This is a genomic window from Tractidigestivibacter sp., assembly GCF_057241865.1.
In genome coordinates this window covers 16,382-40,670 of the sequence record NZ_DBHHPX010000006.1, presented here as the reverse complement: position 1 = coordinate 40,670, position 24,289 = coordinate 16,382, and the positions used below count along the sequence as shown (strand labels likewise).

Here is a 24,289-nt window from a genome sequence, read left to right as displayed (position 1 = left end):
CTGAGGGTGTGAGGCAATGGCTATGATGGATAGGGACAGCTATAAAAGCATAGGAAAGAAATTCATATCGCTTTCTGTGATTTTTTTGGCGTCTGCATTGGCTTCGTCCATGTTGATGAATGGAACGGAAAAGCAGAGCATCCAAGTGCTGCAGGACTATGACAGCATCCGCACTTTCTTAGTTATTGCAGGTAGAAACAGCGTAGTGTTCCTTTTGTTGTTCTCAACCGTCTACACTGATCGCCGAGTTGCACGTATGATTGGTATTCTGTTTCCAATTACGAATGGGGTAATTATCGGTGCTCTCGTTGCACGTTTCCCGTCTGCGGAGTATCTTATCATGGTGTTGCCGCACGGTGTGCTGGAAATGGGTGCGTATTTCCTTCTGATTGGGACCATATCCGTCTACCAGCCGTCTGCCACTCAATCGCTTCGTAGTCTTGTGAAGCCGATTTGTGCTCTATATGTCTCGATGCTTTGCGCAGCGTGGGTCGAGGCATATGTGACACCCTATCTTGCCATGGATTGGTTGCTTTGAGCGACCGTGATTTCTCACTCTGCTCGCTAACAGCAAAGGGGCACAGGTTGTCTGGAACAAAACACGTCTCAATCTCCATATGTGATGACGACGAGATCGTCCACCAGGCGGTGACGGAGATGATTCTGCGGGCCTATGGGAGACGTTACAGTGGTCTCGAGGTCATCCACTACCGTGATGCTGCCTTGCTCCTGCGCGAGGCGGAGCGGCAGCGAATCGTGCTGATGGACATCGACATGCCGGGCATGGACGGAATCGAGGCCGCTGGCCGTCTGCACGAGGTGGCACCTGAGAGCATCGTGATCATGCTGACGGGTAGGAGCGACCGCATGAAGGAGGCCTTCAAGGTACGTGCCACCAGGTTCGTGACCAAGCCAATTGAGAGCGAGGAGCTGTTCGAGGCGCTGGACGATGCCATCGGCTCCCTCAGGGAGTTCGAGGACCTCGTCTTCACGATGCAGGGGAGGCGCGTGCGCGTCAATCCCAGAGACCTCGTCATGCTGGAGGCGGACCGCAACAATGTGATCTTGTACCTTCCAGACCGCTCGATCAGCCTCAGGGGTTCGATGAGGGGAATCGAGCGGCTTCTGACGCCTGAGCTGTTCATGCGCGTTCATAAGAGCTACATCGTCAACCTCGGTCATGTTAGGGAGGTTCGGGGGCGGGAACTGCTCCTGACCGACGGGCTGAGGGCAGCGGTGTCGAGCCGTCACGAGCACGCCGCCCTGGAGAGGCTACGCGCGTTCGACCTTGACGGGAGTTCGTGATGGGCGCCCTGGCAAACGTGGGCATTATCGGGCTTTCGACGCTAGAGTACCTCTCTGTGTTCTATGTCTTTTTTGGCAGGAGGGAACTGTCGACACCGACATTCGGTGGCTGGATGATGGTGCTCGCGTCGCTCCTGCTGGCAGTCTCGGTGGCGCTATATCCCGCCCCGAGCGAGACGCTGTATCCACTCCTGCTGGTGATTGGGTATGCGTGCGCGCTGGTCGCGATCAAGGTGGTGATGCGGCCGACTGTCGCCTCGATGCTGAGCATGTTTGCCATGAGCTTCGCCGTCCTCGCCGTGCTTGAAGCCGACGTCGAGTTCATTATCGTCAAGGCAGGCGTGGCGGGCCTGCCTTCGCAGACGCTCCTATATCTTCCGGTCGTCATCTGCACCATCTGGGCCTCCTACCCCCTCGTAGGAAGGCATGCCGACCACAGCACCTTCGTCCTCCCCTCAAGGGCGAGCGTGTGCTTCACGGTCATGCAGATGGTGACTGCCCTGCTCTACGTGTACTCTGTGCGCTACCTCAGCACCATGCCGAATGACGGGTCGTCGGTGCTGGGCACCATCCTGGTCACCATCGGGGGGTTCGTCTTTGTGCTCGGGTCCCTGCTGAGTATCTACTACTTCAACGGAAAGCGCGAGGCCGAGCACGAGAAGGACATCGCGAAGCGCTATGTGGAGCAGCAGAGGCGATACTTCGAGCTGCTCTTGGCAAAGGAGGAGGAGACCAGGCGCTATCGGCACGACACGCTCGCGCAGCTGGTGCAGCTGCAATACTACCGCGAGCATGGCGAGACCGAGAAGATGGAGGTGTTCGTCGACCAGATGCTGGCGGCAATCCGGTCAATTGGCCAAGAGGACTTCGACGTGGGCAACGAGGTTGTCAACGCGATGCTGAACTACCATCTGCTCCCGTTGAGGGAGCGGGGCTGTGCGGTGACGGTCCGGGGCATGATGCCGGCAGAGGTCCGCGTCCCCGAGCTCGACCTCTGCGCCATCGTCTCGAACCTCCTGCAGAACGCGTCCGAAGCGGTGCGAGACGCCGGGTCTCTCAGCGCCCAATGGGTTGACGTCGAGGTCAGGTCGGGGACGATATACTGCACCATACGGGTGCGCAACAGCACGGAGCACCATAGGCTGACAAGGACCACAAAGGTCGACAGGGAGCACCACGGGTACGGCCTCGGCAACGTCACCCAGACGGTGGGGAGGTACGGGGGCGGCTTCGTCTACGGGTTGCGGGGTGGCACCTTCAGTGCGGAGGTCAGCCTGTTAATCTAGGTGGTTCGAAAGGAGGTGTCCCATGATGCAGTGCGGTCTGCCTGAGTGGCTCTTCGACTGGCTTTTCGGCCGCCACTGAGGCATGCGTGAGTCTCACGTGATAGACCCGGATGCCGAGACAGAGAGTTGGACTGTTGGTATGTATCTGCGTTTCGATTTGTTTGGACTCGTCTATACCCTCGGCCTGACGAGCCTGGCCCTGTTCGCCCTCGTCGTGGACCGGCGCACGCTCGATACGCTGGGCCTCTGGAGGACCGCCCTCGTGGCGCTCATCGGCCCCTTCCTCGATTTGCTCATCTTGTCTCAGACCCTCGAGCAGATTGGCCCAGGCTGGCCCTCGTACTTCATGTTCTACTTTTTCTTCCTCAGGCTCCTGCCCACCGTGCTTCCCATCGCGGTGAAGGAGCTCCGACGGCGCAGGGGCGGGGGAGGGACCTTGGGCTGGCAGCGTAGGAAACCAGGTACGGAAGAATGGCATTAGGCCCTTCCGTCGACTTCTGCGTTAGTGAATACAGCTTCTGGTACTTGGCATGGGTGTCGGCGTTCTGCGCATGCACGAGCAGCATGTCGAAGTGGTCGGTGCCGCAGCGTTTGAGGAGCGAGTCGATTGCGCTGCCGAATTCCTCACCGCCCGTCTTGGGCAGGTGCATCATACTGAACCCGAAGTGGCCATTCTTTGCGTCAACCCATCCCATAGCTGTCTTTCGGGCACAGCAGCTTTGGCAGCCTCTCATGCGGCTGCCGCGTCCGTCTCTTGGCCTGACGCTGTGCCAGCCCCGTTTCCCCTCGATACATAGGGTCCGAGCGTAGGATCGGATTTGAAGTACTGGTACAGCTCCTCCGAGACCTGTTCGGAGGAGGCGATCTCTATGAGAATGCCTGTCCTGCTCGTGTAGCAGCCATAGTACTCCTTGCCCACCACGAGCGGACCGACGCCATTGGCATCGAGCATCGAGTCAAGCTCTGGCGCATACACTTTGAACGAGATACCTGCCGGGTCATCGGCGGGCACCCACCTTTCCACTCCAGCGACCTTCTTGTATGTCATCGGCTTGAGGCAGATGCGCTCCTGCAGCGGCATTGGGATGCCTGTCTGAGAGGCACGTGCGTTGAAGTAGCTCGAATCGTCGGTCACGGCGGGATCCATGTACACATCATGGATTGAAACGAAGCCTCCAAAGCCGTGCTGCAGGTCTTCTGCGGCTCCCATGGCCTTGCTGCCCGCATACCAGATTCCGATGCCGAAGACAACGAGGTTGCATGACGCGAAGCGTGCCTTTCATCGTACGTTGTCTTTGCCTGTCGCTTTCTTCCTCTCGAATCTCCTGTGTCGATTGGACCACATCGGAGGCATGGGTCCCGCCAACAAGACATGTCGGACCTCTCAACTGCCGTCCCACTTGACTGTGTCCTGACATGGTGCGTCTGTACCCAGGTTCCTCGAAAGACCAAAGCGAATTGACTCGAAAATTGCTGTTGGATTTGCTCGAAAATAGTAGACACAATGCCTCGAAAACCATCGATACTCGGTCACATCCTGCTATCATCGGGCATACCAGGATGGTCTTCCGAGGGGTAGGTTCCATGCGGTACTCGAAGCTCAAGCCAGAAACGTACATTTCTCGCAGTGTCGATTCACAGCTGCAGGCCCTCTTGGGTGCCTTTGGCGGCATAGAGCTCTGCGGACCCCGCTGGTCGGGGAAGTCTTGGACGGCCCAGGCGTTTGGTGAGAGCGTGACGCGTGTGGATGAGTCCGGGGAAATCTATGCGGATGACCCACAGCTCGCACTTGTCGGAGATGCTCCTCATGTCATCGACGAATGGCAGGATGTGCCTGCCATATGGAATGTCGTGCGACACAGGATTGATGACAGTGCGAACAGATCCGGGCAGTTCATCTTGACGGGCTCATCGACTCCTCCCGAGAGCGAGAAGCGGCATAGTGGCGCCGGGCGTATCGCGCGACTGCGCATGCATACCATGAGTCTTGCGGAGACGGGTGACTCTACGGGGGCGGTGTCCCTCTCGGGACTCTTTGAGGATCGCTTTGAGCCGATGCAGTCCCGTCTCGGTCTTGCAGACCTGGCCGACATCGTATGCCGTGGTGGATGGCCGGCTCTTCAGACGGGCGAGTCGACGAACCCCAAGGCCGTTGCAGCGGGCTATCTCGACGCACTGTTCGAGGTGAGTATGCCCCATGCAGGGAAAAGCCCCGTCCTATCCCGTCGCATTGCCACGTCCCTCGCGCGTAACGTGGCGACAAGTGCGACGATGGGCACCATTAGAAGCGACATCGCTGCCCTTGGCGACGTCGCCCCAGCCGATGCGACCATATCCTCGTATCTCGAGGAGTTCAGGCGCAACTACTTCATCGAGGAGCTGCCGGGTTGGGACGCCCCAATCAGATCAAGGTCAAGGCTCCGCACAAAGCCGAAGCGCTATCTCTGCGATACCTCCCTCGTGGCTAGTCTGCTCGGTGTCGACCCCTCACGCTTGCTCAAAGACGGTCAGCTGCTTGGTCTTTTGATTGAATCGCTCTGCATTCACGATTTGCTCGTCTACGTCTCTGCCCTGCCCGAGTCGTACGGGAGCTCCCTGCGGTATTACGCGGACGCCGACGGCCTTGAGGTTGATGCCATCATCGAGCTAGCTGACGGTCGGTGGGCTGCCGTCGAGATAAAGACGGGGGAGTCGAAGGTCGAGAAAGCAGCTGCCAATCTCACGAGGCTTGCTGCGAAGGTGGCCGCAAATCCTGCGGTGCGCAACCCCAAGCCCAGCTTCATGGCCGTGCTGTTGGGAAAGGGCACGATGGCGCGCAGGCGAGGCTCGGATGGGGTGTACGTCATCCCGATTGACACCTTGGGGGCGTAGTAGGGCGTACAAGTGCGATGGTGCGCCCACGCCCGCATCAGTACCGTGTTCCGTACTCGTCCCGCGCCCGTTCGGTGTATTTCCTCACGAAGTCACCCTTCGCCTCCGTGTAGCCATCCCTGTCGTGCTCGTACGGCTTCCACAGCGAGAGCTTCAGCGTCTCGTAGTCCTTTGCCACCTTGGGATGGTCCTGCAGGAAGTCCCTAAAGTAGAGCTCGTCGTTGTCACCGGTCACGCGGATGTGGAGGTGGAAGACTCTCTCCGCGAAGCCATCGGGTGTGTAGCCCTTGTTCATCGAGACCTTGCGTGCTGCGTTCCTGCTCGCCTTCGGTCTATGGGACTCATCGTTCAGTTGCACCGTCTGCCTTTCGGTACTCTTGCACCTTGTCGGCGCAGGCATCTAGCAGCTTTCTTGAGTAGACCTTGTGTTTCGCCGAGTCCCTGGCTGTACGCCAAAGAATTGAGGCTACCTTCAGTTTGTGGAAATATGCCGAGCTTTCTTCGCTTGCACAGAAGTCTTTCAAGAACTGATTCCATTGGCAAGCAGCCGCATCGTACCTCGCCTTTTCCATAGTATACGTCCAACATGTCCTGGGGAAGGACCTCGACGCGCTCCACGTTGGAGAGTGTGTGGATGAAGGTGGCGGTGCGCCTGAGGTAGTCATCGTTGTCGGTGATGCCTGGCACCAGCACATGGCGGATCCAGACGGGCTTGCCGATCTTTGAGAGGTACCTCAGCCCGCTCAGGATGTTGGCGTTGTCGTGGCCGGTGAGGTGCCGGTGCTCCGTGGGGTCGATGTGCTTGATGTCGCAGAGCAGGAGGTCGGTGAGGCCCATGAGCTCCTCGAACTCGCCCAGAAAGGGCTGATCGTGCGTGAAGGGCGCAAGCGCCGTGTCGATGCAAGTGTTGATGCCATGCTCCCTGGCCTTCTGGAACAGCTCAACGAGGAAGTCGATCTGCAGGAGGGGCTCGCCGCCACTCACGGTGATGCCGCCGTCCTCCCCCCAGTAGCTGCGGTAGCGCTCAGCCTCATCCAGGAGCTCGTCGGCACCCCTGAGTTCACCAGCGTTTGTATTCCAAGTGTCCGGGTTGTGGCAGTAGGCGCAGCGCATGGCGCAGCCCTGCAGGAAGATGAGGTAGCGCACACCCGGGCCATCGGCCGAGCCGAACGACTCGCATGAGTGAACCCTTCCCTGTGGCATCCGCACCTCCCCGTATCCCCTTGTGCAGCGGTGACTCTAGGCGGTGCGGATGTCCCATTCCATGACTGAGATCAAGGAGCTGTGAAGGAAGGGAACTGTGTGGTTTCGGGTGGGGGCTTCCGTTCGCTGGGTATTTGGCTACGTTCGCGAGTTGTGTATCAAAAAACGATACACTTCCTTTGCCCGACGGTAAACTCATGGTGAGGCCTCGAAGTATCCATTGTCTGCGAAGGAGGACATTGTGTCCCTGGACACCTTGGTCTCCAGGGGCGGATTTGGAGGACGATCATGGGTATTCGCATCAAGCAAGTCGATAATGATGTGCGATGTGAGGAACGAGAACCTGCGTTCGTAGCCAACCGGAATTGGTTACGAGGGGTAAGGGTCTTCGACATCTTTTCGAAAACGCTGCTTGCCGCCGCTCTCATTCTTGCTGTTGGCTTGGTCTATCTGCTCGTTCAGCTCTTTCTTGGCCGAGTGGATGCGGTGGCGGCCCTACCCTTCGCACAAGGTCTTGTTGAGGTCCTGCTCTGGTACTTTGTGTTCCATGAGGTACATCACGTTTTTGCGGCGATTGCAGACTCCGGAACGCCCTTTACGAAGCTCGCCGAGGAAGGCATCCGCCGCATAGGCATGAGTCTCCTACTCCTTGCGGTCGCCGAGCTTGTGTTTCAGATGCTGGCGGAAGTCATCGCCTATGGCGTAGTTCCATCGCTTATCATTTCCTGGGGATATGGGAGCGTGGTGAGCGATTGGACGTGGCGGGGCATCGATGCGTCGTCGCGGGGAGCTATCGTGGTTACCGTGGGTTCCTTCGTGCTGCCAGGAATTGTTTTCGCGCTCGCCCATGTCTTTGCCTATGGTCGATCCCTGCAGGATGAGGCGGATCATACCCTGTAGGGGACTGACCTCGTATCAGATCCGAGTTGTGTGTGGTGAAGGCATGCCAATAGTTCTCCATGTAGACGATTTGCTCCGAGAGCGAGGATGCACCGTTCGTGAGCTAGCCGACGCCGTTGGCATTTCTCGCGTGAACATGTCACACATCAAGACGGGGGACATTCGCGCCCTACGTCTGTCCACCTTGGATGGCATATGCTCCTTCTTCGACTGTCAGCCAGGCGACGTGTTGGAGTACATCGCCGAGGATGACACATAGCCCATGTCCCTAGCGCTACGGGGCCGTCGCGTCCCTGAGCATCTGACGGCTGACAAGGCGCATTCTGCCTCTTCCGAGGCGCACCACCAGGCCTTCGCACTCAAGCGCCGAGAGGTGGCGCGAGACAGTCCCTGGACGCAGGTTGATGGAGCGGCGATGTCCTCGAGCTTAAGGGCGATCTCGTCGCCCGAATGGAGCGCCTCCTGGTGCAGCAGGTACTTCGCGAGTCGCTGTTCCGGGTCGCGGATTCCCAGCGGCATGAGCTTCTCTGATATGGCACGCCCAAACTGGACACGGATTTGACGTTTGGAAGTGAACCCGCACAATGTGCCCCAGGAGGGTGCGGGAAGCGAGGTCTCACATGCCGAGGGAAAAGCCATATCCGCCGGAGTTCAAGGCCAAGGTCTCTCTCGAGGCAATGGAGGGCGGGGCGACCGTCAACGAGATCGCCACCAAGTACGACCTGAACCCCAATCTCGTCAGGAACTGGAAAGCCAAAGCTGGGGCAGAACTGTCGAGGGTGTTCAGCGTCGCCGAGGATGAGAGGGCGCCGAGCGGGAGGAGGCCATGCGCATCATCGACGAAATCCACTTGGAGATTGCCCTACCTGGGCGCGCGGAAGATGTCGCGCGAGTTGAGACGCCGCACGAAGGGCAGGATAGACATCGGCAGGAAGGCCACTGCGAACCTCATGGAGGAGGTGAACGTGAGGCCGGCGTACCCCAAGCCCAACCTTTCCAAGCCGGCAAAACACTCGAGGAAGCACCCCTACCTGCTGAAGAGCAAGGCCATACGGTTTCCGGACCAGGTGTGGTCGGTCGACATGACCTATGTGTCGGTCGGGGCTCGCACATGTATCTGACTTGCGTGATCGACTGGCTCTCCCTCTGCGTCGTGGGCTGGAGGCTCGCCGACGACACGGCCGCCCCGGGCGTGACGGCGTGCATGCGCGATGCCCTCGACGAGCACGGCGAGCCCGCAATCGTCAACAGCGACCAGGGGCCCGTCTTCAATTCCGACGAGTACGAGGGGCTGCTGAGAGGGAGCACGTCATGCAGAGCATGGACGGCAGGGAGCTGTGGTCGGGCAGGAATGGGCCGTGCCAGATAGACTGTCCCCGGTACAGCACGTCGAGCACCTGCTCCGTGCCGTCAGCGTTGACGTGGAAGGTCCTGATGCACCCCTTGGCCACCACGAGGAGGGCATCGATGGGATCCCCCTCGTGGGCGATGATGGTGCCACGGGGATGGTCGCCCTGGCGTGCCTTGGCAATGAGCTGCTCGCGCGCCTCCTCGGGCAGCGCCGAGAGGAGGCGTACGCGCCGCAGGATTCCAGCGGAGACCTTGCCGAGAGAGCCGTTCCCGTGCCTTGCTGGCTGCCCCATGCCCTCGCCTCCCTTGATGCCGCATGCCACTGCGTCCATCGTATCAGCCGCTGCGAACCTCGCTTGTCCTCTCTTCGTGTAGACGGCGTGCGTGGGCTATACTCCTATGAAGTTGGGCGGTTGTGCCTGCACCGTGCGGGCAGATAGGAAAGCGAGCGTTTTGTGGCAACTCTAAGCATCAACGATCTCAAGGCTGGCCTTGGTGTCAGCATCAAGGGCAAGGACTGCGTCATCCTCGAGGCCCAGCACGTCAAGCCTGGTAAGGGCAACACCTACGTGCGCACCAAGTACCGCGACATTCGCACCGGCCGCGTGAACGAGGAGAACTTCCAGCAGTCCGCCAAGTTCGAAAGTGTCGACATGCGCACCCGCGAGATGCAGTACCTCTACGATGATGGCACCTCCTTCTGGTTCATGGATACCGAGACCTACGAGCAGATCCCCGTCGACAGGGCGCTCATCGGCGACAACGACAAGTTCCTCAAGGAGAACGACATCTGCCTTCTCCAGTATGCCAACGACGTGCTCTATGCAGTGCAGCCACCTACCTTCATCGAGGTCGAGATCACCCAGACCGACCCCGGCTTCAAGGGCGACACTGTCCAGGGCGGCACCAAGCCTGCTGTCATCGAGACCGGTGCCACCATCCAGGTCCCCATGTATCTCAACCAGGGCGAGAAGATCAAGGTCGACACCCGCGACGGAAAGTTCGTCGCCCGCGTCTAGGGCCAACGCAGGCGTTGCCGGCGCCAACCCAACCAGTACATACGCCCGCGTGGACATAGCCGCGCGGGCGCCTGCTTCCTGAGGGCCAGCAACGTCTATACTGATAGTGTTTGGGTTTGGCGGCGGATAACCACGTCCGTCTTCCCGGTGGGAGCGAACCGAGCACAAGGAGGGCCACCTATGGCCGAAAGCGAGCTTTACGTTTCTGGCATCGGCATTTCCAAGCGAGTCATCTCCACGGTCGTCTCGCTCGCTGCCAAGCGTGTCGAGGGCGTTGCCTCCGTGGGTGGCAACGACATCACCTCGAGCCTCATTAGCGTCTTCACCAGCAGCTCGGTTGCCCCCGAGTCTGCAGTCGAGTCCTCTGTCGAGGATGGCGGCCTGCGCATCTGCGTCCACCTCGCCGTCTTCTACGGCTACCCGTTCACCAAGCTCGCGGCCGACGTCCGCAGTGAGGTTGCCGACGCCATCACCGAGCAGGTGGGCGTTAGCGTGACCGCCGTGGACGTCTGCATCGATAGCCTCGTCTTTCCCAAGGAGTAACGTGTCCGGTCGCTTTGGAGGGCGCACACTCGCACGCGCCCAAGCCCTACAGCTCCTCTTCCAGGCCGATATCAACAACCGCACGGTGGAGGAGGTGCTCTCGGGTGACTATGCGATAGGTGACGGACCCCTCGACCCGTTCGGTGAGGAGCTCGCCCTGGCTGTCGACTCGCACCGCTATGCCATCGACGCCGTCATCCGTGCCAGCTCCGCAAGCTGGAGCCTTTCTCGCATGCCCATCGTCGATCGCAACATCTTGCGGCTTGCCCTCTACGAGATGATCGAGGAGGATGACGTTACGGTGGCCGTGGCCATCGACGAGGCCGTCGAGCTTGCCAAGGCCTTCTGCACCGACGAGTCCCCTCGCTTCATCAATGGCGTGCTTGGCACCATCGCCAAGGACATGGATGCCGGTGTCGACGTATACGAGAAGGCCCGCCAGACGCTCCGCGCAAGGGCTGCTGCGTCGTATGACGATGGGCTGTCGGGCGAGGCGGATGCGGCAGACTCGGCACCCATCGATGACGCCCCCATCTCTGACGACGCTGCGGAGTAACCATGGCTAAGCCAGACGTCTCCCAGTACCAGAGCTTCGACCAGATCACGCGGCGCTTGGATGACATCGTGGGCGCCGTACGCGACCGCGACGTCTCGCTCGAGCGTTCGCTTGACCTCTTCGACGAAGCCATCGCCCTGGGTTCAAAGGCCGTGGAGCTGGTCGACGCCACGGACTTCTCGCCAGAGGAGAAGGCCATGCTCGCGGATGACGGCACCACCAGCGACCAGGACGCCGAGAAGCTCGAGAGCCCCACCCAAACCAAGGGCGGCAGCGTCTCGTGACGCGCCGCCGCAGGCTTGATGACGAGCTGGTCGAGCAGGGCTTCTTCCCCAATCGCGAGGATGCGATGCGTGCCGTAATGGCGGGCGAGGTCTCGACCGACAACCGCCGTCTCGACCGCGCGGGCGAGCAGGTCGAACCAGGCATTGTGCTTCACGTGCGCGGTCACATCCCCTTCGTGAGCCGTGGCGGCCTCAAGCTCGAGCGCGGCCTTGAGACCTTCGGCGTCGACCCTACGGGGCTGGCCTGCCTCGACGTGGGCTGCTCCACGGGCGGCTTCACGGATTGCCTCCTCAAGCGCGGCGCGGCCTCGGTCCTCTCGGTGGACGTGGGCTATGCGCAGTTTGACTGGTCGCTGAGGGGAGACCCCCGTGTGACCCTTCTCGAGCGTACGAACATCGTGGACGTGCCCACGCCGGAGCGTGCGGGCATCATCCGACTTGCCGTCTGCGATGTCTCCTTCACCTCGGTGACAGCCGTGCTGCCTGCGGTGACCTCGCTCCTCTCGGCGGACGGCGCCTTTCTCACCCTGGTAAAACCGCAGTTTGAGGCCACTCGCGACGAGGTGGGCGAGGGCGGGGTGGTCCGTGACTCGGCGGTGCGCCTGCGCGCGCTTGAGCGCATCGCTCGTGCCCTCTCGGATGCGGGCCTTGGCCCCGTGGGCTGCTGCGAGAGTCCTGTGCGCGGCCACAAGGGCAATGTCGAGTACCTCCTCTATGGCCGTCGCGGTGCGAAGCCTGCCGTCCTCGACCTCTCTGCTGTCGTTAATGGGGGAGCGGTGGCCCTGGCCTAGCGAGTGGGGGTACACTCTAGGTTGTGCTCCGTACACCTGTTTGGCAGGAGGTTTGCGTGAAGGTCTTCATCGTCCCAAACTATGCGCGGCCGGATGCCGTGGAAGGTGCCCGCGCACTCGAGCACTGGCTTGCGGGTCATGGCATCGAGGCCGTGTGGGCGCATGACAAGAAGCGCTTTCCCGACTACGCCGAGGACCCCTCTAGCTGCCAGCTGGTGGTCTCTCTTGGCGGAGACGGTACGCTGCTGCGCGCTGCGCGCATTGTGGGCTACTCGCAGATTCCCATGCTGGGCATTTCCTACGGACACCTGGGCTTTCTTACCACATCGGGTCCGGACAGGCTCATACAGACCGTCGAGAGCGCCCTTGACGGAAGGCTTCACGTCTCACATAGGGCCACACTTGCCGTCGAGAGCACCTTTGCCTGCGAAGACGGTAGCTCCTACCAGGTAGACAGCTTTGCCCTGAACGATTTTGCGGTCTCGCGCGGCAGCCAGGGAGACATGGTGCAGTTTGAAGTCTCGGTTTCGGGCAACCACATCGACACGCTGCGCGGTGACGGTTTCGTTGTCTCCACGGCAACCGGCTCGACCGGCTACGCGCTTGCCGCGGGTGGCCCCATCGTGACGCCGGAGTTCTCGGGCATGGTCTGCGTGCCCATTGCGCCCCACACCATCATGGCCCGAGCGTTCCTTACGGCCCCGTCCGATGTCGTCGAGATCGAGATGAGCCCCGAGCGACCGGTCGCACGGCAGTTCTTTGCCGACGGGCAGAACGTGCGCCAACGCCAGGAGGGAGAGCCCGTGCACGTCACGGTGCGCAGGGGCCCGGGCGACATCATCCTTCTCGACCATAGCGCCCAGAGCTTCTATAACTCGGTCTCGCGTGTCTTCTACGGTAGGGCGGGTCGCTGATGCTCGACGAGCTGCACGCAAGAGATGTCGCACTCATCCGCGACGTGACCATCCAGCCATCGGTCGGCCTCACGGTGCTTACGGGCGAGACGGGCGCTGGCAAGACGGCGCTTCTCTCGGCCATCAAGCTGCTGGTGGGGGAGCGCGCGGACGCCGGGTCGGTGCGCGAGGGCGCGGACGCCCTTGAGGTCGAGGGGCGCTTCTTCGAGCGCGGGGGAGACCCAGACGGCTGCGTGGTGCGTCGGCGCGTCTCGGCAGACGGCCGCGGGCGCGTGGAGATAGACGGGCGCATGGGCTCGGTGCGCGAGCTGGCGACAGGCGTTGGCCAGACGGTTGACCTCTGCGGGCAGCACGAGCACCAGCGCCTGCTCTCGGTGGGCTCGCACGTGGAGATCCTCGACGCGTGGCTGGGACAGGAGGCAGCGGACGCGCTCGGCTCCTACCAGACGGCGCTTGCTGCGGCACGCGCGGCGGCGGACGAGCTCGAGCGCGTCCGCGAGCTCTCGCGCTCTGGTGCCGAGAGGCTTGAGGAGGCCGAGTTCACGCTCAGGAAGATCGACGAGGTGGGGCCATGCGAGGGCGAGTACGAGGAGCTGGAGGAGGCACTGCCTCGCGCCGAGCATGCAGAGGCGCTGGTGTCGGCTGCGTCCGGCGCACATGACCTGGTGGCCGGCGACGACGGCGTCTCTGACGCGCTCTCGGCGGCGGTACGTGCGCTCCGTGACGCCTCGACTTATGATGCCACGCTCGGCACCTGGGCAGATGCCCTTGAGTCCTCCCTCATCGACATCGAGGACGTGGCCTCGAGCCTGCGCGACTACGCCGACGACGTTGAGTGGGACCCGGAGGCGCTCGAGGACATGCAGCAGCGCCTCTCGCGCCTGGAGGGCCTGCGGCGCAGCTTTGGTCCGCGCATGGAGGACGTCTTCGCCCGTCGCAAGGAGGCCGCCGCCGTGGTGGCCGCAAGCGAAGGCGGCGACGAGGCCGAGAAGCGCGCGAAAAAGGCGCTCGACGCCGCGGAGCGGGCCCTCGCCAAGGCTGCCGATGCCTTGGACGCCGCACGCGAGAAGGGCGCCCCGCGCCTCTCGGCCGAGGTCAGCATCCAGATGTCTCGTCTCGAGATGGGCTCGGCATCGCTTGCGGCCTCGCAGACGCGCCTGCCGCGGGACCAGTGGGGGCCCACGGGTCCGAGTCGCGTGGAGTTTCTCTACCGCCCTGCCGCCGGCCTCACGGCGCGCCCGTTGCGCCGCATCGCCTCGGGCGGCGAGGTGAGCCGCGTGATGCTTGCGTGCAAGGTTGCCCTGGGAGACGCCGATGGCTGCGATACGCTCGTCTTCGACGAGGTCGATGCCGGCGTGGGCGGTGCTACGGCCGTGGCCTTGGCGCAGGTGCTGCGCGACCTTGCCCGCACGCACCAGGTCATTGTCGTCACGCACCTGGCGCAGGTTGCCGTCATGGCAGATCGCCACTATCTGGTGCGCAAGGTGGGTGGCACCGCAGGTGGGCCGCCCGAGACTAAGATCGATGAAGTAACTGGTGACGATCGCGTTGCCGAGATAGCGCGCATGCTCTCTGGCGACACGGGCGAGGCGTCGCTTGCGCACGCGTTGGAGATGCTCGAACATGCAGGTAGCGGCTACGGAGGGGATTCCGATGGCACAAGATAGGGCACGGCAGCGCAACGGCAGAGGTGGCGCGGGCGCAAGGCGCGGACCAAGCCGCGTGCAGCTTGCGACGAAGCACATTGCCGCGATGGACAGGCTCTTCTCGGCAGAGATCGCATCATCTCTCGCGGGGACGCGAGAGGTCTCCGGTATGCCGGCGGCGGCCTCCCATGAGGGCGTTGTGCCGCAGGTGGAGGTTGTCGAGGGGGACAGCGCCTCGGCGGTGCTGAGGCTGGGCCGCGGCATTGCGAGCCGCTGTGACATGGCCATGCTCGACTTTGCCTCGTTCGTGAACCCCGGTGGCGGCTACGAGCGTGGCGCCTGGGCGCAGGAGGAGGCGCTCTGCTCGGAGTCCTTCCTGTACAACGTGCTCTCCCAGAAGCGCGACTGGTATGGCGAGAACCGCCGCAGGAACATCAACTGCGAGCTCTATCGCAACCGCGCGCTTGTCGTTCCCGCCGTTCGCTTTGAGCGCGACAAGTACCACTCCTACTCCGACGTGATCGTGTGCGCGGCACCAAACGCCGTGCGTGCCCGAGCGAACTACCACGTGTCCGATAACGACCTGGTCACGGCCATGCGTGATCGCATCTCTTTCGTGATGGCCATTGCCGACCAGCTCGGTTATGACAAGCTGGTGCTGGGTGCCTTTGGCTGCGGCGCTTTTGGCTGGGATGCGGCTACGGTGGCGGAGCTCTTCCGCGTCGAGCTTGCCTCTGGCACACACGTGGCCTCGCATGTGACGTTCCCCGTGCCTCGTGGGCGCACCGACGAGAACCTCGAGACCTTCCAGCACGCCTTTGCCGCCTTTCCCGAGGCAAACGCCGCACCGTACCAGAGCCGTGCCGCGCTTGCTGCCAAGCGGGCATCCGCGCGCGCTGCCGAGGAGACGGACAGAGAGGATGAGGACGACTGGCGCAAGTACCTATAGGGGCGCCCGAGGCCGCGACGCTTCCTGCGTAGGGCACCAGTGTGTCTCTCTCGCCAGCTTTTGGCTACTTTGAGGAGAGCTATTCTCTCGGCGAGCGGTGCTTCGGGTCGGTGCCGCTCACGCTAGAATAGAGACCCGTAGAAACGGTTGGTTCACTACGGGAAGGTCAAACCCACATGACAAAGCACATCTTCGTGACCGGCGGCGTCGTCTCCTCCCTCGGCAAGGGCATAACGGCAGCATCCCTCGGACGCCTGCTCAAGGCACGTGGCTACAAGGTCATGATGCAAAAGGCTGACCCGTACCTCAACGTAGATCCAGGCACCATGAGTCCCTTTCAGCACGGTGAGGTCTTCGTGACCGAGGACGGCAAGGAGACCGACCTTGACCTTGGTCACTACGAGCGCTTCATTGACGAGAACCTCACGCGCGAGTCCAACTTCACGACGGGCCTCATCTACCAGTCGCTCATTCAGCGCGAGCGCACCGGAGACTTCCTTGGCGGCACCGTGCAGGTGATCCCGCACGTCACCAACGAGATCAAGTCCCGCTTCCTGCGCATTGAGGAGCAGACCCAGGCAGACGTCGTGATCACCGAGCTTGGCGGCACCATCGGCGACATCGAGGGCCAGCCGTTTGTCGAGGCCATGCGCCAGTTCCGCAAGGAGAAGGGGCCTGGCGACACCCTGGTCATCCACGTGAGCCTCGTGCCCTACATCGCTGCCGCGCACGAGGTAAAGACCAAGCCCACCCAGCACTCCGTCAAGGAGCTACGCTCCATGGGCATCCAGCCCGATTTCATCGTGTGCCGCTCCGACCACAAGGTCGACGCTTCCATCCGTGCCAAGATCGCCCACTTCTGCGACGTGGACGAGGATTGTGTCTTCGAGAACTCCGACTGCCCGTCCATCTACGACGTGCCCATGCGCCTCGCCAAGCAGGGCTTTGACGAGAAGGTCTGCCAGAAGCTTGGCCTCGAGCTGCATGAGCGCGACATGAGCGACTGGAACGACTTCTCCGACGCCATGCACGTGGCCAACTCGCTGTCCGAGAAGACTCGCATCGCCGTCGTGGGCAAGTACACGCAGCTGCCCGATGCCTACCTCTCGGTGATCGAGGCCCTGCACCACTCCGGCGTCTACTACGACCGCCACGTCGAGATCAAGCTCGTCGACGGCGAGGAGCTCACCGAGGAGAACGTGGACGATGAGCTTGCCGGCTACGACGGCGTCCTCGTTCCTGGTGGCTTTGGCCTGCGCGGCACCGAGGGCAAGATTCTCTCGGCAAACCGCGCTCGCGTGAACAAGGTGCCATACCTGGGCGTTTGCCTGGGCCTGCAGATGGCCGTCTGCGAGTTTGCCCGCAATGTGGCAGGGCTCCCCGGTGCCATGTCCAGCGAGTTTGAGCCCGAGTGCACCTACCCCGTGATCGACCTCATGCCCGACCAGGAGGACGTCACCGACAAGGGCGGCACCATGCGCCTGGGTGCCTACCCCTGCAAGGTCGTCTCCGGCACGCTCGCCTCCGAGGCGTATGGCGAGGAGCTCATCTACGAGCGCCACCGCCACCGCTACGAGGTCAACAACGCCTACCGCAAGCAGCTCGCCGACGCCGGCATGGTCATCTCGGGCCTCTCGCCTGACAACCGCCTTGTCGAGATGGTCGAGCTTCCCGAGTCCATGCACCCCTGGTTCGTGGCGTCCCAGGCCCACCCCGAGTTCAAGAGCCGCCCCACCAAGCCCGCGCCGCTCTTCCGCGAGTTCGTCCGCGCGGCCATCGCCCATCACGAGGGTGTCGGCCGCCACGGCGTGAACCCCAAGTAGCGCAAGGCCTCTCCGGGCTCGCATGGCAACGATGGACCTCTCGCGCGCCCTGCGCGAGTACCTCAATTACCTCTCTGTCGAGAGGAACGCGTCACCCAACACGGTCGCGGCCTATGGCCGCGACCTCTCTCGTTACCTCTCGGCGCTTGACGAGAGGGGCATCACGAGCCCTGACGACGTGACCCGCCAGGCCATAGAGGAGCACATCGCGACGCTGGCGGGCGCGGGGTTGGCGCCCGCCTCGGTCGAGAGGGCCGCCGCGGCGATCAAGGGCTTCCACCGCTTCATGGTGGCGGACGAGGTTTGCGAGAGCTTCCCCACGGCAGACCTGCCGCTGCCCGCCAAGCCGGAGCGCCTGCCCGACGTCCTGAGCGTGGGGCAGGCGGAAGCCCTTCTCGACCAGCCGTTCCCCAAGACCGCAGCGGGCCAGCGGGACCGCGCCATCCTGGAGGTGCTCTATGGCTGTGGGCTGCGCGTGTCGGAGCTCTGCGGGCTTGACATGCGCGACGTGCGGTTGGGCGAGGAGGTCGTGCGCGTCTTTGGCAAGGGGTCGAAGGAGCGTGTGGTGCCCCTCGTGGGCTCGGCCGCTCGCACGATGGGGGACTACCTCGGGAGGTGGCGTCCGGGGCTTGTGGGACGCGTGCCATGCCAGGCGGTTTTTCTCAACCAGCGCGGTGGACGCATCTCCCGGCAGTCTGTCCATGCGATTGTGGAGCGGGCTGGGCGTGTGGTGGGGATTCGCGGCTTGCATCCGCACACGCTGCGACACAGCTTTGCCACGCACCTTCTTGAGGGCGGTGCCGACCTGCGTGCCGTCCAGGAGCTCTTGGGGCATGCCGATATCTCGACGACCCAGCTCTATACCCACGTGGACCGCACGCATGTGCGCGGGGTCTACCTTGCGGCGCATCCCCGCGCGCACGTACGGGAGTAGGTGCGGGGATAGGCGGTGACCGGCGCGGTGCGCGATGGCGTGTTTTTTCGCCGTTTAGGAATTCCGCGGACGTTTAGAGCCAGCTAACCGTTCGGAATCTACGGTGCCGCCATCAAGCCGTGAAAAATCGTCGGTTAGCTCGAGCTAACCGACGAGAAACCACGTCTCTGCATGCTGGCGAGAAGCCCGCCGGCCATCCCCGCCGCTGCGCGCCACCACCCCACACTCACCCCCACACTTTGCCCCACCGCCCTCTACACCTCACCGACACAATTCGTTTCTCGGTGTTCGTGTCCCTTGTGCATTGCGTTGTGGTTGCGGTGTCCGCTACCACAACATCTGGGGTCGCTTTAGCCCTTCTCTGCTCGCCACCAGTCGCTCGGATAACCGCCTGGGGTAAAAAATCGTCCATGTGTGTCGCAAAGTGTTTTTAGGTGTGGCCTAGTGTCGATTTTGGGCTATAGTTTGTTCACGTTCAAACGTGGGTGTGGGCGGCAATGAGAGGAGGACGACATGCTGACTGGCCAGTACCAGCGCAGCCTCGACTCCAAGTCTCGTGTCACCCTCCCGGCCATCCTGCGCAAGCAGTTTGGCGAGTTCGTGCAGCTCATCCCGCGCAAGGACGCGCTCTTTGGCTACACCCCCGAGGCATTCGAAGCTTGGGTCAACAGCCTGAACCTCGATTCCAGGAGCCGCAACGACGCAGAGACCCTGCTTCGTCTCAATGCCATGGCCACCACGGTGGAGATCGATTCTGCCGGCCGTGTGGCCCTCGGCAAGATCGACGAGACGACCCGCGGTCAGCGCCAGCGCCTGGGCCTCAGCGGCGACCTCATGATCGTCGGCGCGGGTGACCACTTCGAGATATGGAACGCCGATCGTTGGAACGACAAGTTCGCCTCCGACGGCGCGGTCGACCGTCTCGAGTCGCTTCTCTTTGGCGAGTAGGCAAGGGGGAGAGGAGCGCCTTGACACCCGAATATCGGCACGTACCCGTGATGCTCGACGAAGTCCTCGCCGAGCTCGACCCCAAGCCGGGAGAGGTGGTCTGCGACTGCACTCTCGGCGGGGCCGGACACTCCATCGCGCTCGCGCAGAGGATTGCCCCTGACGGCCTCTCCATTGGAATCGACCAAGACGATATGGCCCTCTCGGCGGCAGCCGAGCGCTTCTCGCGGGAGGCACCCCAGGCGGAGTTCCTTCCGCTCAAGGGCAACTTCGGGAATCTTGACCAGCTGCTCGTAAGTGCCAGGGTCCCCGGCGTTGATTGCCTCCTCTTCGACTTGGGCGTCTCCTCGCCCCAGCTCGACACTCCGGAACGGGGCTTCTCGTACAACGAGGACGCCCCCCTTGACATGCGCATGGATTCGGGGAAAAACACCCCAACCGCACAAGAGGTCATAAACACCTACAACGAAGCCGACCTCACCCGAATCCTCCGCGTATACGGCGACGAGAAGTACGCGGCGCGCATTGCCCGCGCCATCGCGGAGACGCGCGAGAAGGCGCCCATCGAGACGACCTTCCAGCTCGTCGACGTAATCAAGCGGGCGATACCTGCCGCCGCCCGCCGCCGCGGCGGACATCCTGCGCGCAAGACCTTCCAGGCCCTGCGCATCGAGGTGAACCACGAGCTCGACGCCCTCGACCAAGGCCTTCGCGCCGCCGTCCGCTGGGCAAACACCGGTGGCAGGATCTGCGTCATCTCCTACCACTCACTCGAGGACCGCATCGTAAAGCACGTCTTCTCGGAGCTCTCACAGGGTTGCGTCTGCCCGCCGGATCTTCCGGTGTGCGCATGCGGTCACGTGCCGATAGTCGACGTCAAGACGAGAAAGCCGATCGTTGCAGGTGAGAAGGAGGTCTCTTCTAACCCACGGGCGAGAAGCGCTCTCATGCGTGTGGCGGTCAAGCTCGACGTCACGCACGAAGGCACCAAAACGTTGCACCCGACCGCAAGGTCGTCTGCATAGCACCACAGCAAACGAAGCACCACGCACCAAAAACGCAGACTAAACGCACTACCAACGCACTACCAACGCATCAGCACGTACAACGTCCGGCACAACCGGAAGACAAGGGACAACGATGAGGTATCAGGGGTCAGAAGCCGTCAGGATGGACGCAGCCGAGAGGAGCCGCGAGCGCCGCGACGAACGCGCTGAGCAGCGCTCATCGTTCTCGGTCGTCACCGGTGGCGGGCTTGACGCCCGCGCCCGCGCAGGCGTGAGCCCCCTGTTCCTTCAGCGTGTCCGCACGGTCGTCGTCTGCGCCCTCGTGTTCATCGCGCTCGGCGCCTGCCGCGTCGCGCTCTCCACGGCAACGGTCTCGGCGCTCCAGGCCAATGCGACGCTGCGTTCCCAGATCAAGGAGGCGCAGACGCTCAATGGGGACCTCCAAGTCGAGAAGTCCGTGCTCTCCTCATCGAGCCGCATCAGCCGTATCGCCACGCAGAACTACGGCATGTCCCTCTCGACCAATCGAGAGGTGCTTGACCTCTCGTCCGGCAGTGCGTCTGCTGATGCCACCTCGACCGAGGCCACCTCTGCAGGCGACGCCACTGCCACCATGGCGAATGGGGATGCTGCGCAGTCTGTGACGGACGCGGATGTCGCCTCTCCCGAGGCGTAGACTACTCCCTTGTGAGAGACAGCATGAGACAGAGCCGCCAAGGGCGGCGTGGGAAGCCGGAGGCCTCGTACGACGAGGCCTCTCGTGCCCGTTACCGTGCTCGCGCGTCGAGGCCGGGAGGCTCGGGGCCCGGTGGCTTTGACCAGGGCACGCGTGTGGTCTTCACAGTGCTCATGGTCATCTTTGCCATTGTGGCGGGACGCCTTATGTGGCTTCAGGTGATTGAGGGGCCGAGCCTCTCCGGGCAGGCCGAAACGCAGCGTACCAACGTGATCACGCTTCATGCCAAGCGCGGGACCATCTACGATCGCAACGGCAACGTGCTTGCCATGAGCGTCGACTGCAAGACCATCTACTGCAATCCCAAAGAGATTGCCAACCCCTCGGGCGTGGCGCGGATCCTCGCCGCAAACCTGGGCGGCTCCGCAAGCGACTACACCGCGACGCTCACCACCGACTCGACCTTCGCCTACGTCAAGCGCCAGGTCGACACCGACGTTGCCAACACCATCAAGCAGCAGCTCTCCGACGCCAAGCTCAAGGGCGTCTACTACCTCGACGACAACAAGCGCGTCTATCCGTACGGCGACGTGGCAAGCCAGGTGTTGGGCGTCGTGGGTACCGAAGGCGAGGGCCTCACTGGCCTCGAGTACTACTACAACGACGAGCTCTCGGGCACCGACGGCCAGATGATCATCGAGACGGGCAGTACCGGCACGCCCATAGCCGGCGGCACTTCCCAGGTCACCGAGGCAAAGAACGGCGAGGATCTTATCTTCTCCATCGACATCGACGTCCAGGAGAAGGCCGAGGAGGTCATCTCTCAGGCCGTCCAAGACTACGACGCCGATTCTGGCTCGGTCATGGTGACAAACCCCAAGACGGGCGAGATATACGCCGCGTGCTCGACCCCGCTCGCCAGGCTCTCTGACCTGGCCAATACCAGCGCCGACGCCCTCACGCTCAAGCCTGCAACGGCCTCCTACGAGCCGGGCTCGATGTTCAAGATCCTGACCGTTGCCATCGGCGTCGAGAACGGCCTCTTCAACTCCGAGAGCGTCTACAACGTTCCCGTGCAGATCCTGGCCGGTGACGACTGGGTGACCGACGACGAGGCGCGCAGCGGTGCCGAGGACATGACAGTGAGAACCATGCTGGTGCGCTCCTCGAACGTGGGCGTCTCGCTTCTCGCCCAGGAGGTCATTGGTGCCCAGCGCTTTGCCGAGGGCGTCGACAGGTTTGGCATCGGCCACACTACGGGCATCGACTATCCGGGCGAGTCTGCAGGCATTGTGACCAGCTACGAGAGCTACACTGGCGCGACGCTTGGCGCCATGGCCTTTGGCCAGGCGCTTGCGGTGCCCATGGTGCAGATCGTGCGCGCGTTTGGCACCGTGGCCAACGATGGCATCCCCACCACGCCCCACTTCCTCATATCCAAGGACGGCGAGGAGGTCAGCTGGCCCACAGGCGAGCAGGTCATCTCGAAGTCTGCGGCCGACGAGGTCACCGACATGATGGTCTCGGTCATGACCGACGGCACCGGTAGGCGTGGCCAGGTAGATGGCTATACCATCGCAGGTAAGACGGGCACGGGCGAGCAGGCAAGCGAGTCCGGCGGATACGAGCAGGGCAAGTACGTGTCCTCTCTTTGCGGCTTTGCCAACGTTGACGACCCCGACGTTCTGGTCTACGTTGGCCTCAACGGAACGCCGCACTTGGCGCTCTCCTCGGCCGCGCCAACCTTCAAGGAGATAATGGAGGCTGCCGTCACGGACCTTGGCATCTCCCCGGACGTCTCTACAACCACCTCGTCGACAACCAACTAGGTGAGGGAGACCTATGCTTTCCATGGACATTGCAGACCTTGTGCTTGCCACGGGGTCGCAGCTGCTCGAGGGCACGCCCGCCGCGCGCGTTGAGGGCACGGTCGAGATTGACTCGCGCAAGGCTGGCCCGGGCTCTGTCTTCGTGGCGTTTCTCGGCGAGAGGGTCGATGGCAACGACTTTGCACCCTCGGCCGTCGAGGCCGGGGCTGCCTGCGTCGTGGTGACGCGCGAACCGTCCGCATCGCTTCTCGCCCTTGCGCGCGAGCACGACTGCGCCGTCGTACGCCCCGAGGACGATGACGCCGAGGAGTTCCTGCTCCGCCTGGCCCACGAGTGGCGTGTCCGTCACCCCAGCTGGCTCGTCGTAGGTGTCACGGGGTCTGTGGGCAAGACCACGACCAAGGACCTTCTCCGCGCGGGTATCGCAAGTGCGAAACGCGTCCATGCCACGCAGGGCAACCTCAACAACCTCATCGGCCTGCCGCTCACGGTGCTCTCGGCCCCCGACGATGCCGAAGTCCTTGTGTGCGAGATGGGCATGAACCATCCAAACGAGATTCGCCGCATGGCCGCATGCTGCGCACCCACGCTTGCCGTCATCACCAACGTGGGTACCAGTCACATTGGCCTTCTCGGCTCGCGCGAGAACATCGCCCGCGCCAAGGCCGAGGTGGTCTCGGGCATGGTGGCGTCGTGCGGCGTGGAACCCCTGCTTGCGCTCACGAGTGCCAACGACTACACGCCCTTCATCGCAGGCGGCTTTGCGCGCCCTCAAGGCGTGGCCGTGGCGTACGCGGGCGAGCGCGAGAGCGACGACGTCCGTGCGATCGGCGTCAAGCTTACCGGTGCCGGCGAGGCATCGTTTACGGTTGCCTGCAAGGACGGGTGGTCCAAGCGAGTCACGCCCTCGGTTCCCGGCCGACAGGTGGTCCCGGACTTCCTTCTCGCCATGGTCGTCATCGAGGCTCTGGGCCTTGACCGAGATGCCGCGGCGGATGCCATGGCGGCAATGCCTGCGGCGAGCATGCGCCTTGCCGTCTTAGAGTCTCCCCGTGGGGTGCGCGTGATCGACGACTCGTACAACGCAAGCCCCACCTCCATGGCGGCTGCCCTCGATGTGCTTGCCGAGATGGATGCCAGCGGCATGCGCGTGGCCGTTTTGGGCGAGATGGGCGAGCTTGGAAGCGAGGAGCAACGCCTTCACGGCTATGTGGGTGCCTATGCCGCGGCCAAGGGTCTTGATATGCTTGTCTTCATTGGTGGCGAGCTTGCCGCCGGGATGGCCGAGGCGGCGCGCACCATGGGCGCCTCCGAGGACCGGCTGCAGCTCTTCCCCACGGTCGACGCTGCCGCGGAGACGCTTGCCCCCGTCTTCTCCAGGGGTGACCTCGTGCTGGTCAAGGCGTCGCGTTCCTGCGGTCTGGATGCGTTCGCGAGGGGAGTGCTTCGCTGATG

29 protein-coding genes and 1 pseudogene are annotated in these 24,289 nt (G+C 62.8%); 25 read left to right on the top strand and 5 right to left on the bottom strand.

Going from position 1 to position 24,289, the window contains the following annotated elements:
* Nucleotides 1-16: 16 nt before the first annotated feature.
* The 4 genes from ACO59D_RS03250 (at nt 17) to ACO59D_RS03235 (ending at nt 3,072) form a co-directional block, all read left to right on the top strand.
* Nucleotides 17-538, top strand: coding sequence for a stage II sporulation protein M (locus ACO59D_RS03250; RefSeq protein WP_485125740.1), 522 nt, complete (start codon nt 17-19; stop codon nt 536-538).
* A complete protein-coding gene (locus ACO59D_RS03245; RefSeq protein ID WP_485125739.1) occupies nt 535-1,305 on the top strand; it encodes a LytR/AlgR family response regulator transcription factor in 771 nt (256 codons plus the stop codon). Before ACO59D_RS03250 ends, ACO59D_RS03245 begins: the two co-directional genes overlap by 4 nt.
* Nucleotides 1,305-2,591 (top strand): GHKL domain-containing protein, encoded by a 1,287-nt coding sequence (locus ACO59D_RS03240; RefSeq protein WP_485125738.1) that lies wholly within the window; start codon nt 1,305-1,307, stop codon nt 2,589-2,591. Before ACO59D_RS03245 ends, ACO59D_RS03240 begins: the two co-directional genes overlap by 1 nt.
* A gap of 82 nt (nt 2,592-2,673) precedes the next feature.
* Entirely contained in the window at nt 2,674-3,072 is a 399-nt protein-coding gene (locus tag ACO59D_RS03235) for a hypothetical protein (protein WP_485125737.1), read from the top strand.
* A 249-nt stretch (nt 3,073-3,321) separates the two neighbouring features.
* On the opposite strand, the gene ACO59D_RS03230 is transcribed toward ACO59D_RS03235, so the two are convergent.
* Nucleotides 3,322-3,801 carry a hypothetical protein gene (locus ACO59D_RS03230; RefSeq protein WP_485125736.1) on the bottom strand — a complete coding sequence of 160 codons (480 nt, stop codon included), beginning with the start codon at nt 3,799-3,801 and terminating at the stop codon, nt 3,322-3,324.
* Between the two features lie 425 nt (nt 3,802-4,226).
* Complete coding sequence (locus tag ACO59D_RS03225; protein ID WP_485125791.1) at nt 4,227-4,400, bottom strand: hypothetical protein; 174 nt, start codon at nt 4,398-4,400, stop codon at nt 4,227-4,229.
* Here ACO59D_RS03225 and ACO59D_RS03220 point away from each other — a divergent pair.
* Together ACO59D_RS03220 and ACO59D_RS03215 are read left to right on the top strand one after the other, a co-directional pair.
* Nucleotides 4,326-4,526, top strand: a pseudogene (locus ACO59D_RS03220) (ATP-binding protein); the annotation flags it as partial. The gene ACO59D_RS03225 and the pseudogene ACO59D_RS03220 sit on opposite strands and share 75 nt — an antisense overlap.
* Before the next feature lie 45 nt (nt 4,527-4,571).
* On the top strand, nt 4,572-5,462 hold the full coding sequence (locus tag ACO59D_RS03215; protein WP_485125790.1) for an ATP-binding protein: 891 nt from the start codon (nt 4,572-4,574) through the stop codon (nt 5,460-5,462).
* 37 nt (nt 5,463-5,499) lie between these two features.
* Here the strand turns inward: ACO59D_RS03215 and ACO59D_RS03210 are convergent, their stop codons facing one another.
* Entirely contained in the window at nt 5,500-5,820 is a 321-nt protein-coding gene (locus ACO59D_RS03210; RefSeq protein ID WP_485125735.1) for a GrpB family protein, read from the bottom strand.
* Complete coding sequence (gene pflA / locus ACO59D_RS03205; protein ID WP_485125734.1) at nt 5,811-6,665, bottom strand: pyruvate formate-lyase-activating protein; 855 nt, start codon at nt 6,663-6,665, stop codon at nt 5,811-5,813. The genes ACO59D_RS03210 and pflA overlap by 10 nt, the downstream gene beginning before the upstream one ends.
* A 288-nt stretch (nt 6,666-6,953) precedes the next feature.
* Between pflA and ACO59D_RS03200 the strand changes: the two genes are divergently transcribed.
* The 4 genes from ACO59D_RS03200 (at nt 6,954) to ACO59D_RS03185 (ending at nt 8,934) form a co-directional block, all read left to right on the top strand.
* Nucleotides 6,954-7,565 (top strand): hypothetical protein, encoded by a 612-nt coding sequence (locus ACO59D_RS03200; protein ID WP_485125733.1) that lies wholly within the window; start codon nt 6,954-6,956, stop codon nt 7,563-7,565.
* On the top strand, nt 7,513-7,824 hold the full coding sequence (locus ACO59D_RS03195; protein ID WP_485125732.1) for a helix-turn-helix domain-containing protein: 312 nt from the start codon (nt 7,513-7,515) through the stop codon (nt 7,822-7,824). Before ACO59D_RS03200 ends, ACO59D_RS03195 begins: the two co-directional genes overlap by 53 nt.
* A gap of 361 nt (nt 7,825-8,185) precedes the next feature.
* Nucleotides 8,186-8,686: a transposase gene (locus ACO59D_RS03190; RefSeq protein WP_485125731.1), complete on the top strand. Its 501-nt coding sequence runs from the start codon at nt 8,186-8,188 to the stop codon at nt 8,684-8,686.
* A complete protein-coding gene (locus tag ACO59D_RS03185) occupies nt 8,677-8,934 on the top strand; it encodes a DDE-type integrase/transposase/recombinase (protein WP_485125730.1) in 258 nt (85 codons plus the stop codon). The genes ACO59D_RS03190 and ACO59D_RS03185 overlap by 10 nt, the downstream gene beginning before the upstream one ends.
* Here ACO59D_RS03185 and ACO59D_RS03180 read toward each other — a convergent pair.
* Entirely contained in the window at nt 8,834-9,247 is a 414-nt protein-coding gene (locus ACO59D_RS03180; RefSeq protein ID WP_485125729.1) for a Crp/Fnr family transcriptional regulator, read from the bottom strand. The genes ACO59D_RS03185 and ACO59D_RS03180 overlap by 101 nt on opposite strands.
* A 123-nt stretch (nt 9,248-9,370) precedes the next feature.
* On the opposite strand from ACO59D_RS03180, the gene efp reads away from it, so the two are divergent.
* The 15 genes from efp (at nt 9,371) to ACO59D_RS03105 (ending at nt 24,287) form a co-directional block, all read left to right on the top strand.
* Nucleotides 9,371-9,934, top strand: coding sequence for an elongation factor P (gene efp, locus ACO59D_RS03175; protein WP_130811812.1), 564 nt, complete (start codon nt 9,371-9,373; stop codon nt 9,932-9,934).
* Nucleotides 9,935-10,114: 180 nt separating this feature from the next.
* Nucleotides 10,115-10,477 (top strand): Asp23/Gls24 family envelope stress response protein, encoded by a 363-nt coding sequence (locus tag ACO59D_RS03170; protein WP_130811813.1) that lies wholly within the window; start codon nt 10,115-10,117, stop codon nt 10,475-10,477.
* Between the two features lies 1 nt (nt 10,478).
* On the top strand, nt 10,479-11,033 hold the full coding sequence (gene nusB, locus ACO59D_RS03165) for a transcription antitermination factor NusB (protein ID WP_485125728.1): 555 nt from the start codon (nt 10,479-10,481) through the stop codon (nt 11,031-11,033).
* Nucleotides 11,034-11,035: 2 nt separating this feature from the next.
* Nucleotides 11,036-11,317, top strand: a complete 282-nt coding sequence (locus ACO59D_RS03160) for an exodeoxyribonuclease VII small subunit (protein ID WP_485125727.1) — start codon at nt 11,036-11,038, stop codon at nt 11,315-11,317.
* Nucleotides 11,314-12,108: a TlyA family RNA methyltransferase gene (locus ACO59D_RS03155; protein WP_130811816.1), complete on the top strand. Its 795-nt coding sequence runs from the start codon at nt 11,314-11,316 to the stop codon at nt 12,106-12,108. The genes ACO59D_RS03160 and ACO59D_RS03155 overlap by 4 nt, the downstream gene beginning before the upstream one ends.
* Before the next feature lie 56 nt (nt 12,109-12,164).
* On the top strand, nt 12,165-13,022 hold the full coding sequence (locus ACO59D_RS03150) for an NAD(+)/NADH kinase (RefSeq protein ID WP_130811817.1): 858 nt from the start codon (nt 12,165-12,167) through the stop codon (nt 13,020-13,022).
* Entirely contained in the window at nt 13,022-14,689 is a 1,668-nt protein-coding gene (gene recN / locus ACO59D_RS03145; RefSeq protein WP_485125726.1) for a DNA repair protein RecN, read from the top strand. Before ACO59D_RS03150 ends, recN begins: the two co-directional genes overlap by 1 nt.
* On the top strand, nt 14,676-15,617 hold the full coding sequence (locus ACO59D_RS03140) for a TIGR02452 family protein (protein WP_485125725.1): 942 nt from the start codon (nt 14,676-14,678) through the stop codon (nt 15,615-15,617). The genes recN and ACO59D_RS03140 overlap by 14 nt, the downstream gene beginning before the upstream one ends.
* Before the next feature lie 176 nt (nt 15,618-15,793).
* Nucleotides 15,794-17,440: a CTP synthase gene (pyrG, locus tag ACO59D_RS03135; protein ID WP_485125724.1), complete on the top strand. Its 1,647-nt coding sequence runs from the start codon at nt 15,794-15,796 to the stop codon at nt 17,438-17,440.
* A gap of 31 nt (nt 17,441-17,471) precedes the next feature.
* Nucleotides 17,472-18,374 (top strand): site-specific tyrosine recombinase, encoded by a 903-nt coding sequence (locus ACO59D_RS03130; RefSeq protein WP_485125789.1) that lies wholly within the window; start codon nt 17,472-17,474, stop codon nt 18,372-18,374.
* A gap of 513 nt (nt 18,375-18,887) precedes the next feature.
* On the top strand, nt 18,888-19,322 hold the full coding sequence (locus ACO59D_RS03125) for a division/cell wall cluster transcriptional repressor MraZ (RefSeq protein WP_130811821.1): 435 nt from the start codon (nt 18,888-18,890) through the stop codon (nt 19,320-19,322).
* A 20-nt stretch (nt 19,323-19,342) separates the two neighbouring features.
* On the top strand, nt 19,343-20,347 hold the full coding sequence (gene rsmH, locus ACO59D_RS03120) for a 16S rRNA (cytosine(1402)-N(4))-methyltransferase RsmH (protein ID WP_485125723.1): 1,005 nt from the start codon (nt 19,343-19,345) through the stop codon (nt 20,345-20,347).
* A gap of 145 nt (nt 20,348-20,492) precedes the next feature.
* Nucleotides 20,493-21,005, top strand: coding sequence for a cell division protein FtsL (ftsL, locus tag ACO59D_RS03115; protein WP_485125722.1), 513 nt, complete (start codon nt 20,493-20,495; stop codon nt 21,003-21,005).
* A 23-nt stretch (nt 21,006-21,028) separates the two neighbouring features.
* Complete coding sequence (locus ACO59D_RS03110) at nt 21,029-22,834, top strand: peptidoglycan D,D-transpeptidase FtsI family protein (protein WP_485125721.1); 1,806 nt, start codon at nt 21,029-21,031, stop codon at nt 22,832-22,834.
* A gap of 22 nt (nt 22,835-22,856) precedes the next feature.
* Nucleotides 22,857-24,287: a UDP-N-acetylmuramoyl-tripeptide--D-alanyl-D-alanine ligase gene (locus ACO59D_RS03105; protein ID WP_485125720.1), complete on the top strand. Its 1,431-nt coding sequence runs from the start codon at nt 22,857-22,859 to the stop codon at nt 24,285-24,287.
* Nucleotides 24,288-24,289 lie beyond the last annotated feature (2 nt).

Coding starts and splice junctions, on each gene's coding strand:
- pflA (WP_485125734.1), bottom strand. CDS start 6,665: ATGCCACAGGGAAGGGTTCACTCATGCGAGTCGTTCGGCTCGGCCGAT.
- ACO59D_RS03190 (WP_485125731.1), top strand. CDS start 8,186: ATGCCGAGGGAAAAGCCATATCCGCCGGAGTTCAAGGCCAAGGTCTCT.
- ACO59D_RS03230 (WP_485125736.1), bottom strand. CDS start 3,801: ATGGGAGCCGCAGAAGACCTGCAGCACGGCTTTGGAGGCTTCGTTTCA.
- ACO59D_RS03200 (WP_485125733.1), top strand. CDS start 6,954: ATGGGTATTCGCATCAAGCAAGTCGATAATGATGTGCGATGTGAGGAA.
- ACO59D_RS03215 (WP_485125790.1), top strand. CDS start 4,572: ATGAGTCTTGCGGAGACGGGTGACTCTACGGGGGCGGTGTCCCTCTCG.
- ACO59D_RS03195 (WP_485125732.1), top strand. CDS start 7,513: ATGTCTTTGCCTATGGTCGATCCCTGCAGGATGAGGCGGATCATACCC.
- ACO59D_RS03160 (WP_485125727.1), top strand. CDS start 11,036: ATGGCTAAGCCAGACGTCTCCCAGTACCAGAGCTTCGACCAGATCACG.
- ACO59D_RS03125 (WP_130811821.1), top strand. CDS start 18,888: ATGCTGACTGGCCAGTACCAGCGCAGCCTCGACTCCAAGTCTCGTGTC.
- ACO59D_RS03185 (WP_485125730.1), top strand. CDS start 8,677: ATGTATCTGACTTGCGTGATCGACTGGCTCTCCCTCTGCGTCGTGGGC.
- ACO59D_RS03170 (WP_130811813.1), top strand. CDS start 10,115: ATGGCCGAAAGCGAGCTTTACGTTTCTGGCATCGGCATTTCCAAGCGA.
- ACO59D_RS03105 (WP_485125720.1), top strand. CDS start 22,857: ATGGACATTGCAGACCTTGTGCTTGCCACGGGGTCGCAGCTGCTCGAG.
- ACO59D_RS03225 (WP_485125791.1), bottom strand. CDS start 4,400: ATGAGGAGCATCTCCGACAAGTGCGAGCTGTGGGTCATCCGCATAGAT.
- ACO59D_RS03110 (WP_485125721.1), top strand. CDS start 21,029: ATGAGACAGAGCCGCCAAGGGCGGCGTGGGAAGCCGGAGGCCTCGTAC.
- recN (WP_485125726.1), top strand. CDS start 13,022: ATGCTCGACGAGCTGCACGCAAGAGATGTCGCACTCATCCGCGACGTG.
- ACO59D_RS03130 (WP_485125789.1), top strand. CDS start 17,472: ATGGACCTCTCGCGCGCCCTGCGCGAGTACCTCAATTACCTCTCTGTC.
- ACO59D_RS03235 (WP_485125737.1), top strand. CDS start 2,674: ATGCGTGAGTCTCACGTGATAGACCCGGATGCCGAGACAGAGAGTTGG.
- ACO59D_RS03180 (WP_485125729.1), bottom strand. CDS start 9,247: ATGGACGCAGTGGCATGCGGCATCAAGGGAGGCGAGGGCATGGGGCAG.
- ACO59D_RS03140 (WP_485125725.1), top strand. CDS start 14,676: ATGGCACAAGATAGGGCACGGCAGCGCAACGGCAGAGGTGGCGCGGGC.
- ftsL (WP_485125722.1), top strand. CDS start 20,493: ATGGACGCAGCCGAGAGGAGCCGCGAGCGCCGCGACGAACGCGCTGAG.
- ACO59D_RS03250 (WP_485125740.1), top strand. CDS start 17: ATGGCTATGATGGATAGGGACAGCTATAAAAGCATAGGAAAGAAATTC.
- ACO59D_RS03240 (WP_485125738.1), top strand. CDS start 1,305: ATGGGCGCCCTGGCAAACGTGGGCATTATCGGGCTTTCGACGCTAGAG.
- pyrG (WP_485125724.1), top strand. CDS start 15,794: ATGACAAAGCACATCTTCGTGACCGGCGGCGTCGTCTCCTCCCTCGGC.